The following is a 9,760-nucleotide window of genomic DNA, read 5'->3' as shown; positions in this document are numbered from 1 at the left end:
TGGTCGCCTGCTCGATATCGGAGGATGCGCCGGAGGTGATGTTGTCCTTGCCGAAGGTGAGTTCCTCTGCAACACGACCGCCCATCATGATCGCAAGCCGCGAGATCATCCACTTGTAGCTCATGGAATAGCGGTCGCCCTCGGGCAATTGCATCACCATGCCAAGCGCGCGGCCGCGCGGAATGATCGTCGCCTTGTGGACGGGATCGGCCACCGGCACCTTGAGCGCCACCATCGCATGTCCCGCCTCGTGATAGGCCGTGAGCTTTTTCTCCGCCTCGGTCATCGCGGTGGAACGCCGTTCGGCGCCCATCATGATCTTGTCCTTGGCGTCCTCGAACTCGGCCATCGTGACCAGACGCTTGTTGCGCCTCGCCGCCATCAGCGCGGCTTCGTTGACGAGGTTCATCAGGTCTGCGCCGGAAAAGCCCGGGGTACCGCGGGCAACCACCTTGAGATCGACATTCGGCGCCAGCGGCGTGTTGCGGGCATGGACCTTGAGGATGCGCTCGCGACCGACGATATCCGGGTTCGGCACGACGACCTGACGGTCGAAACGGCCGGGACGCAGAAGCGCGGGATCGAGAACGTCGGGACGGTTGGTCGCGGCGATCAGGATCACGCCTTCATTCGCCTCGAAGCCGTCCATCTCCACGAGAAGCTGGTTCAGCGTCTGCTCGCGCTCGTCATTGCCGCCGCCGAGACCGGCGCCGCGATGACGGCCGACAGCATCAATCTCGTCGATGAAGATGATGCAGGGAGCATTCTTCTTGGCCTGCTCGAACATGTCGCGCACGCGGCTTGCGCCGACGCCGACGAACATTTCAACGAAGTCGGAACCGGAAATGGTGAAGAACGGCACATTGGCCTCGCCTGCCACCGAACGCGCCAGCAGCGTCTTGCCCGTTCCGGGCGGGCCGACGAGCAGCACGCCGCGCGGAATGCGGCCGCCGAGACGCTGGAACTTCTGCGGGTCGCGCAGGAATTCGACGATCTCCTCGAGATCCTGCTTGGCCTCGTCAACGCCGGCGACATCGTCAAAGGTCACCCGGCCGTGGGCTTCCGTCAGAAGCTTGGCCTTGGACTTGCCGAAGCCCATCGCGCCGCGCGATCCGCCCTGCATCTGGCGCATGAAGAACAGCCAGACGCCGAGGATCAGCAGCATCGGCAGAAGCGTGCCGACATAGCTCAGTATGCCGCCCGAACCGTCGCTGACCGGCTTGGCCGTGACGTCGACATTGTTGTTCTCGAGCTTGGTGAGCAGGTTGTCGTCGATGACCGGGGCATAGGTGTGGAAGGGCGAGCCGCCACTGGTGTAGGTGCCGGTGATGTTGTTGCCGGTAATGGTCACTTCCTTGACCCTGCCGGCTTCAACGCTGGATACGAATTGCGAATAGGCCACCTGGTTGCCGGTGTTCTGCGACGGCGTCGACTGGAACATGCTGAACAGCGCGACCAGCAGCAACGCGATTATCGCCCATAGCGCAATATTGCGTAGGTTTGGGTTCATTAAACTCCCCGAAATCATATTTCCGGCACGTCACAATGCCGCTGAATTACGCCTAACATAGGGTCCGTGCCATGTCTTGCCAAGACAAGCCGGTCCCAAGATTCATTTTCTCACCGCAAATAGGCCGGGGCCGGATCGGGATAGGCCGGACGGGCGAAAGCCGCCGCTATCGCATTGGCGAGCGCAAGTTCGAAACCCGGCAGGAAGCGGTCGAACGGCGCCAGGAACGGCGTACAGGAAACGTCTTCGAACGGCGGCAGGGCGGGACGAACCTTCCCGGCAAGCCGCGCGAGCCGGCGCGGCAGGAAAGCCTCCTCGCCAGGGCTTGCCGCATCAACGCCGGCAGGGGCGATGTGCAGCGTTTCGCACGAGCGGTTTTCAATGCGAAAACGCCCGTCCCAGATTCCGGCCTGGCCCGGCGGGATCTCGTTTTGCCCAAGGTCCCGCCCCTCGCGCACGACGAACAGCGCGTCACGGTGCCTTTCGAGCAGGCAGCGTCCGGCCGTCATGCGTGCGCCGTGCGGGCCCGCACACAACGCCATGGCCCGCTCGAGCGCCGCGCCGCCCGGACCATAGGCCAGGCCGCCGAGAACGGGAATGAGCAGGTTGAGAAGGTAGCGCGCCGGCGCCGGCGCGTCTGTCAGAAGGCGCGCATCGAGTTCGGCAAGGATGCCTTCGTGGAGCGTGGCGGCCGAAGCGAAGAGGCTCGCAGCCTCCTGCGAAAGAGCCCGGCGCGCCCGCGCGGCGCTTTCCGCCTCGCCCGCCAGGGCCTCGACCCGGTCTCGCACCATGCGGCGAACGCGCACGCGTTCGAAGCGCGCGTCTTCATTGCTCGGGTCCTCGATCCAGGAAAGGCCGCGCGCATCGAGAAACGCCCGGATCGTCCCGCGCCGGACCCGGAGAAACGGGCGCACGACCCAGATCGCGGCCTCGACCAGCGTCCTATCGGCCATGCCGCTCGCAAGAGCGGACCCGTTGCGCGCGCGGCGCATGGCAAGGGTCTCGGCCTGATCCTCCATCGTATGGGCAAGCGCGATGGCGTGCGCGCCGAGACGCTTCGCCTCTCCGGCGAGCAGCCGGTAGCGGGCGTCGCGGGCGGCTGCCATCAGGCCGGACACGGGCTTCTCGCCCGTCCAGCGCAATGTCGCGTGGGCAATACCGCGGGCGGCGCAGAAGGTTTCGACCCAGGCAGCCTCTTCGGCTGCCGCTGCGCGCAGGGCATGGTCGACGGTCGCGGCCGAAAGCCTGACATCCTTCCTTCCGGAAGCGCGCCGGGCCTCGTCAAGCGCGGTCAGCAGGCCGATCGAATCGCCGCCGCCGGAAACAGCGACGAGGAGATGACAGTCTTTCTTGAGCGAAAGCAGGAAGTCCCGCGCCGCGGCCGTTGCCGCGCAGGCCTGCGGAAGGCAGACGGCGGGCGCCGGCGTCAGCATCCGTTGGCCGCAAGCTCCGCGCGCGCCTTGTCGAGGACGGCCTGCGCGGCATCGGGATAGCGCGTCGGCACTTCGGCGAAGGTGGCGCAGGCGGCGTCCTTGTTGTCCATGCCGGCCAGCGACTGGCCGAGCTTCAGCAGCATTTCCGGCGCCTTGTCGGATGTGCCATAGGCCTTGTAGGCGTTCAGGAAGGTCTTGGCGGCCTCGTTGAATTTCTGCTGCGCCAGCATCGATTCGCCGAGCCAGAAACTCGCATCGGGAATGAGCGGACTATTCGGATAGCTCAGCACGAATTCGCCGAAGGCATCCTCGGCTTGCTGATAGTCACCCGAAAGGATGAGGTTGTAGGCGACGTTATAGAAGGCGGCATCATCGCCGCCGCCTTCCGCTCCCTCCGGCAGGTCAGGCGAGACCTCGCCGGGCATGGTGGCGTCATTCACGGCGCTGTCGGGCATCGGCGGGAGGTTGTCGATCGACGCCGTTTCATTGTCCGGCCCGCTGCCGGATGAAGGCGGCGCGGCCATGCCGCTTTCCAGATCCTGCAGGCGGAATTCCATGTCCTCCTGCAATTTGCGGATACGCTCTTCCATCTGCAGCAGCTGGAAGCTCAGGTCCTCGACCTGGCCGTTGAGGTTCCTGACCTGCTCCTCAAGCTGCATGATCCGCATGGCCGGGTCGGTTGCCTGAACCTGAACCACCTGCCCTTGTCCGCCGCCGGTTGCCGGAAAAAGCGACAGGCCGGTGGCCGAGGCGCTTGCCTGCATGCCGAGGACGGCGGAGCCTGCCAGCAGACACAAAATTGCTTTTCTCATGATCCTTTTCCCAAAAACTGTCCCTGAAACCAGTAAAACAGACCTGCATGTTCTCCGACATGCCGTTTCTGGCCATATTTAGATCAAAACGCGTTTTCATGCACTGCGGACACAAAAAAACCGGCGCGCGGCCGGTTTTTTTTCTTCATCGGGACATCGGGATCAACTTCCGGCGCCGCGCAATACGGTCACCGTGCGGCGGTTCTGCGACCAGCAGGAGATGTTGTCGCAGACGGCGACGGGGCGCTCCTTGCCGTAGGAAATCGTCGAAATCCGGTTGGCCGGAATGCCGCGCGAGACGAGGTAGTTCTTGGTGGCCGTGGCGCGGCGGGCGCCGAGCGCCAGATTGTATTCGCGCGTGCCGCGCTCGTCGGCATGGCCTTCGACGCGGATGGCATAGCTGGTGTAGCGCTGCAGCCACTGGGCCTGCTTGTCGAGCGTTTGCGCGGCGATCGGGGTGATCGCGGCCGAATCAGTCTCGAAATAGACCGTGTCGCCGACATTGAGGTCGAAATCCTGGACGCTGCCCGGAGAGGCGACGCCCGCATTGGCGCCCGCCATGCCCTGGCCGCTGCCCGGCAGGTTGTCCTGCTTGGATGCGCAGCCGGCAAGGCCAAGCGCCATGACCGCGCACAGCGCGACGATAGCAGGCCTCATCGCCCTTTTCCTGGAAAGGCCTTCAACTCCAAGCGTGGCTCGGCTCATTACCGCTCTCCTTCAAGCGTTCCAATCAAAAGTCCAGCACCCTTCGGTCGGACCAGATACGCGTTTTTTTTCTACCGTGACGGCCGCGCGCTGATCGCGTCTTGCGCACCTGCCGACATTGACGAAATGACCTATCAAATCGCCGTTAATCCCCCCTCAACAAACACCGTTAACAAAGGGTGAATGCGAGGTCGAAAAACTCGGGCGCCGCTATTCGAGAAGCGGCGACCAGGCCGGATCGGAGGCAAAATCAGGCGTCGAAATCCGCTGTTCGTTATAGCCCGTCAGGTCGATGGAATAAAGGTGCGGGCCACCCTCGCCGGCATTCTGGCGGAAGAACATCAGCACGCGGCCGTTCGGCGCCCAGGTCGGACCTTCATTGTGGAAGCCCGTCGTCAGGATGCGCTCGCCGCTGCCGTCCGGCTTCATCACGCCGATGGAGAACTTGCCGCCGGACTGCTTGGTAAAGGCGATGAGATCGCCGCGCGGCGACCAGACCGGCGTCGAATAGCTGCCGTCGCCGAAGGAGATTCGGCTCTGGTTCGAGCCGTCGGCATTCATCACGTAAAGCTGCTGACGACCGCCGCGGTCGCTTTCGAACACGATCTGGTTGCCGTCGGGCGCATAGGAGGGCGAGGTATCGATGGCGGCCGTGCTGGTCAGCCGGGTCGTGGCGCGGGTCCTCAGGTCCATCGTATAGATGTTGGCGTTGCCGTCCTGTTGCAGGCTCATGATGATGCGCTGGCCATCCGGGGAAAAGCGCGGCGCAAACGTCATGCCGGGGAAGTTGCCGACCACCTCCCGCTGTCCCGTCTCCAGTTGCAGAAGATAGACGCGCGGCTGGTCGTTCTCGTAAGACATGTAGGTCACTTCCTGCCGGTTCGGCGAGAAGCGCGGCGTCAGCACCATATACTGGCCGTCGGTCAGCATGCGGACATTGTAGCCGTCCTGGTCCATGATCGCGAGCTGGCGCTTGCGGGCGGTTTTCGGTCCGCTTTCGGAAACGTAGACGATCCGGCTGTCGAAATAGCCCTGTTCCCCCGTCAGCGCCTGGTAGATCGAGTCGGCGATGATATGGGCAACGCGGCGCCAGTTGTCCGGCTGGGTATAGAACTGCTGGCCGATGATCTGCTGGCCGGCATAGGTGTCCCACAGCCGGAACTCGGAGCGCAGGCGGCCATCCGCCTCGCGGGTCACGCGGCCGACGACCAGCGCCTCGGCGCTGATCAGTTGCCAGTCCTGAAACCGCGGCGTCTGGTCCGGATCGTTGATCTGCTGGATGAAGGCGGAGCGGTCGACCGGCTTGAACAGGCCGGAACGCTGAAGATCCGCGGCGATCACGCCGGAAATGTCCGCGCCAAGTCCGTCATCCGAAATGAAATCGGTGATCGCAATCGGCAGCGGCTGGACATTGCCGCGCGAGATGTCGATCTCGACCAGCGCATAGGCCGGCGCGACGAAGAAAAGGCCGAGCCCGGCCCAGGCGACAGACAGAAATACGAGACAGCGTTTGAGCATGACAGGTCAGGCCTTTCAGCGTTGAGTGCGACGGTCTGCTGCGGCGGGTTTAGTCCCTCCGCGTTACTCCGGTTAACCGTTAAAGCATCTGGCTTGGGTCGAAGTTCACGATAACTTCGCTCCAGGCGTCATATTTTTCCGGCGGAAGTTGGACAAAGGGCGAGGATTTCAGCACCGCGCGGCGGGCTCCGCCGGCAAGAATGCGCCGCGCGCTCTCGCTGCCGCCGGTCGCCGTCACCTCTGGCGTTCCGACAATCGCACCGGATGGATCAAGCTTCATGTGTATGCGTATGCGCACGCCTTCCGCGCCGTCAAGCCCGGCAAGGATCGACCAGTTGCGCTGGATCTGGCCGCGCAGCGCGTCCAGTTCGCTTTGCGAAAGCTGCGCGGAATTGCTGGGCCGCTGCGTGCCGAGGGCGGCAGGCGTTTCTGCGCGTTGCGCTCCGCCGCCGGTCGCCTCGGTGCGATTCAGCAGCGCGGCGATGTCGTCGACGTTGAAGTCGTCCGTTTCCGTGGAAGCCGTGGTCTGGCTGTCGGTCGGCGGGGCTTCAGCCGTGCGGGTCTCGCGCAGCGCCGGTTGCTCAGGCCTGCGCGTCGGAAGGGGCGCCTGATCGGGGAAGGCGAGTTGCGGCTCTGCCGGCTCGGCCGGGGTCGCGGGTTCGGGTTCGGGCGCGCTGGCCTCGGCCGGTTCAGGCGTTGGCGCGGGTTCGGGCTCGGGTGTCTCGACGGCCTCCGGCTCGGGCGCGGGTGCGGGTTCCGGCGCAGGAGCCGGCTCCTGAGCCGGCGCAGGATCGGGCGCGGGGGCCGGTTCGGGCTCGGGGCGCGGTGCAGGCTCAGGCACGGGCGGCGGCGGAGACTCGGCCACGTCCTCCTGCGGCGCAGGCTCCGGCGTTTCCGCAGCCGAAGGCGTCGGCAAGGCCGCCTGCTCCTGTTCCACATTGTCGGGCGTCGCCTCTTCCGCCCTGTTCAGGTCGATCTCGTTTTCGCCGACATTCTGCGCATCGGCCACCTGGTCCTGACGCCGGGTCGGTACGGGCGCGGCGATCTCGGCAAGCTCCGCGTCCTGATCGCCCTGCTGCACCTGCGTGATGTCCTGGACCGGGATCAGCGTCACCGGCAGGGCATCGACGTCGGCCACCTCCATGGAGGGCGGCGTGCCGAGCAGAAACACTGCCCAGCCGATGACCAGACAGTGCAGAACGAAGGAAATGGCGAAGCTGCGCGTCATGGCGGGAAATCAGCTATCCTGTTCCTGCAGGGTCACCAGGCCGATATTCTTGAAACCCGCCGCCGAGATCCGCGCCATTACCCGCATCACCGTGCCGTAATCGGCATTGGCGTCGCCGCGCACATAGATGCGCTCGGAATAGCCGGTGGTGGCGATCGCCTCGAGCTTCGGCACGACCTCGTCGATGCCGATCTCGGTTTCCTGCAGATAGATCTGGCCTTCCGGATTGACGGAAATCGTGATCGGCTGGGTATCCGAATTGAGCGCCTGCGCCTGCGTCTCAGGCAAGTCGATCGGCACGCCGACGGTCATCATCGGCGCGGCGACCATGAAGATGATCAGAAGCACGAGCATGACGTCGACGAGCGGCGTCACGTTGATTTCGCTGACGGGGCCGCGCCGCGCGCGTCTTCGTCCCCGGCGGCTGCCGCCCGTGGCGCTTGTTCCTGCGGTCATTCCCATATCGCAATCTCCCTCGGATTATTCCGCGGCCGGGCGCGACTGGAGTTTCTCGTCGATCTGACGCGACAGGATCGCGGCGAATTCGTCGGCAAAGCCCTCCATGCGACCCACCAGCTTACCGCTGTCAGCGGAAAACTTGTTGTAGGCGACAACGGCGGGAATGGCGGCGACGAGACCGATGGCGGTGGCCAGAAGCGCTTCGGCAATGCCGGGAGCGACAACAGCGAGATTGGTCGATTTCGAACCGGCGATCGCCTGGAACGAGGTCATGATGCCGACAACCGTGCCGAAGAGACCGATAAAGGGCGCTGCCGAGCCGGTGCTGGCGAGGAAGCCGAGGCGAGCTTCCAGCTTTTCCGATTCGCGCTGGATGGCGACATCCATCGACTTTTCCACGCGCATCTGCAGGCCGACGGGGGCACGCGCGCCGCGCTCGAAGGATTTCTTCCACTCGCGCATGGCGGCGACGAACACCGCGGCCATGCCGGAGGTCTTGCGCTCCGACAGGTTCGAATAGAGCTTCTCCAGCGAGGTGCCGGACCAGAAGGCATCCTCGAACTGGTTATAGGCGCGGCGCTCCTTGTTGTAGGCGATGATCTTCTCGATCACGATCGCCCACGTCCAGATCGAGGCGGCGATCAGGCCGATCATCACCAGTTTGACGATCAGGCCGGCCTGCATGAAGAGCGCCAGCAAGCCGACATCGGCATGTGCTGCTTCCAACCCAAGCTGTTCCATGTGACGTAAGTCCTTGAATATATGGGCCCGGTTGACCGGGCGGGTACGGTTAGAGCCGCCTGCGAGACAGTGTTCGGTTTGCAATGGGATTGCGAAGCTTCCGCATATTAGCTCCATCTCGTATAAAAACGTGGTGAAACCTAGGCAAAAAATCCCGAAATCCCGCTGCTCGCATGAAACATGATCATGGTTAACGCTCGGTTACCAGGAGGGCCAAAGCCCCTGAAAACCATGGAGACAGCCAAAGATCACGCCGTCGCAGGGCGATGGCTGAATTCCTTCACATAATACTCATGTTTTATCAAGCCCGATGCGGCAAGCTCAGGCCTGGCCGCCGCTGGCCTCGAGCAGCAGTGTCGCCGCAAGGTCGTCCGGCAACCGGCGCGCGCGGCCATGCTTGTTGATGACGACCACGGTGACGGTCGCCGTCGTCAACACTATGCCGTTCGCCGAAATGGTCTGAGCAAGCACCATGCGCGCGCCGGTCGCCTTCGTCGTTCTAGTCGTGATCTCCAGAATGTCGTCCATGCGCGCCGGCCGGATGAATTTCAGGTCCATGTGGTACACGGCAAAGGCGAGGCCCTCCTCGTCGATCGTATGCAGCGTGCTCTGTTCGACGCCGAGGCAGCGCAGGTAATCGGTCCGGCCGCGTTCGAGGAAATGGAGATAGCGGGCGTGATAGACGATGCCTGAAAAATCAGTGTCCTCATAATAGACCCGCTGATGCAGACGATGTTCACCGCCTTCGAGCCTGCCGCTCAAATCCGGTACATTTCCGCCGCTTTTGTCGGTCATCTCAAACCTCGTCTCGTCGTTCTGCGTCGTGTCCTAGTCCAGTGCAAGGCGGCTTCGCAATGACGAAAGCAAGATCGGAAAGGTCTCTGCGGCGGTATTTGAAGAGATTGCGTAAAAAAAACATTGCATTTATGTCATACTGGTTTCGGTTAACACCGAGTTTCACTGCATGACAAAACGGATCGGAGTGGTTCCATGAAAATTGCGGTTATGGGCGGAGACGGGTTCATCGGATGGCCCACATCGCTGCATCTGTCTGATGCCGGACACGAAATCCACATCATCGACAACCTGTCGCGGCGCTGGATCGACACCGAACTCGGCGTCCAGTCGCTGACGCCGATGGACTCCATCCAGGAGCGCACCCGCATCTGGCACGCCGAGACCGGTCGCAGGATTCATTTCCACCTGATCGATCTGGCCAAGGACTACGAGATCCTGAAGAAATGGCTCGCCGCGGAAAAGCCGGACGCGATCATCCATTTCGCCGAACAGCGCGCCGCTCCCTATTCGATGAAATCCGACCGGCACAAGAACTACACGGTCGACAACAATGTGA

The 9,760-nt window shown here is 63.3% G+C and carries 10 protein-coding genes; 1 reads left to right on the top strand and 9 read right to left on the bottom strand.

Going from position 1 to position 9,760, the window contains the following annotated elements; genetic code table 11:
- The 9 genes from ftsH to ybgC all read right to left on the bottom strand — a co-directional run.
- A partial coding sequence (gene ftsH / locus AC5DC2_RS13400) for an ATP-dependent zinc metalloprotease FtsH (RefSeq protein WP_491698834.1) occupies nt 1-1,510 on the bottom strand: 1,510 nt, incomplete at its 3' end.
- Nucleotides 1,511-1,620: 110 nt separating this feature from the next.
- Complete coding sequence (gene tilS, locus AC5DC2_RS13395; RefSeq protein ID WP_491698833.1) at nt 1,621-2,943, bottom strand: tRNA lysidine(34) synthetase TilS; 1,323 nt, start codon at nt 2,941-2,943, stop codon at nt 1,621-1,623.
- The gene (gene ybgF / locus AC5DC2_RS13390) at nt 2,937-3,755 is read right to left on the bottom strand and encodes a tol-pal system protein YbgF (protein WP_036236507.1); all 819 of its coding nucleotides are present in this window, start codon (nt 3,753-3,755) and stop codon (nt 2,937-2,939) included. The genes tilS and ybgF overlap by 7 nt, the downstream gene beginning before the upstream one ends.
- Nucleotides 3,756-3,917: 162 nt before the next feature.
- On the bottom strand, nt 3,918-4,460 hold the full coding sequence (pal, locus tag AC5DC2_RS13385) for a peptidoglycan-associated lipoprotein Pal (protein WP_024707296.1): 543 nt from the start codon (nt 4,458-4,460) through the stop codon (nt 3,918-3,920).
- A 210-nt stretch (nt 4,461-4,670) separates the two neighbouring features.
- Complete coding sequence (gene tolB, locus AC5DC2_RS13380) at nt 4,671-5,978, bottom strand: Tol-Pal system beta propeller repeat protein TolB (RefSeq protein ID WP_491698832.1); 1,308 nt, start codon at nt 5,976-5,978, stop codon at nt 4,671-4,673.
- Between the two features lie 79 nt (nt 5,979-6,057).
- Nucleotides 6,058-7,206: a hypothetical protein gene (locus tag AC5DC2_RS13375; protein ID WP_491698831.1), complete on the bottom strand. Its 1,149-nt coding sequence runs from the start codon at nt 7,204-7,206 to the stop codon at nt 6,058-6,060.
- 9 nt (nt 7,207-7,215) lie between these two features.
- Complete coding sequence (gene tolR / locus AC5DC2_RS13370; RefSeq protein WP_024707293.1) at nt 7,216-7,668, bottom strand: protein TolR; 453 nt, start codon at nt 7,666-7,668, stop codon at nt 7,216-7,218.
- Nucleotides 7,669-7,686: 18 nt separating this feature from the next.
- Nucleotides 7,687-8,406 carry a protein TolQ gene (gene tolQ / locus AC5DC2_RS13365; RefSeq protein ID WP_491698830.1) on the bottom strand — a complete coding sequence of 240 codons (720 nt, stop codon included), beginning with the start codon at nt 8,404-8,406 and terminating at the stop codon, nt 7,687-7,689.
- Between the two features lie 321 nt (nt 8,407-8,727).
- Complete coding sequence (ybgC, locus tag AC5DC2_RS13360) at nt 8,728-9,201, bottom strand: tol-pal system-associated acyl-CoA thioesterase (RefSeq protein ID WP_491698829.1); 474 nt, start codon at nt 9,199-9,201, stop codon at nt 8,728-8,730.
- 195 nt (nt 9,202-9,396) lie between these two features.
- Between ybgC and AC5DC2_RS13355 the strand changes: the two genes are divergently transcribed.
- Nucleotides 9,397-9,760, top strand: a 364-nt coding sequence (locus AC5DC2_RS13355) for an NAD-dependent epimerase/dehydratase family protein (RefSeq protein WP_491698828.1), incomplete at its 3' end; no start/stop codon positions are given.

Source organism: Martelella sp. (assembly GCF_984369615.1).
The sequence above is the reverse complement of the archived record's forward strand: the minus strand, read 5'-3'. Positions and strand labels throughout refer to the sequence as shown.

What these genes read in the sequence shown, in the direction of transcription:
- tolQ (WP_491698830.1), bottom strand. Translation starts at nt 8,406, where the DNA reads ATGGAACAGCTTGGGTTGGAAGCAGCACATGCCGATGTCGGCTTGCTG.
- tilS (WP_491698833.1), bottom strand. Translation starts at nt 2,943, where the DNA reads ATGCTGACGCCGGCGCCCGCCGTCTGCCTTCCGCAGGCCTGCGCGGCA.
- AC5DC2_RS13375 (WP_491698831.1), bottom strand. Translation starts at nt 7,206, where the DNA reads ATGACGCGCAGCTTCGCCATTTCCTTCGTTCTGCACTGTCTGGTCATC.
- ybgF (WP_036236507.1), bottom strand. Translation starts at nt 3,755, where the DNA reads ATGAGAAAAGCAATTTTGTGTCTGCTGGCAGGCTCCGCCGTCCTCGGC.
- tolB (WP_491698832.1), bottom strand. Translation starts at nt 5,978, where the DNA reads ATGCTCAAACGCTGTCTCGTATTTCTGTCTGTCGCCTGGGCCGGGCTC.
- tolR (WP_024707293.1), bottom strand. Translation starts at nt 7,668, where the DNA reads ATGGGAATGACCGCAGGAACAAGCGCCACGGGCGGCAGCCGCCGGGGA.
- pal (WP_024707296.1), bottom strand. Translation starts at nt 4,460, where the DNA reads ATGAGCCGAGCCACGCTTGGAGTTGAAGGCCTTTCCAGGAAAAGGGCG.
- ybgC (WP_491698829.1), bottom strand. Translation starts at nt 9,201, where the DNA reads ATGACCGACAAAAGCGGCGGAAATGTACCGGATTTGAGCGGCAGGCTC.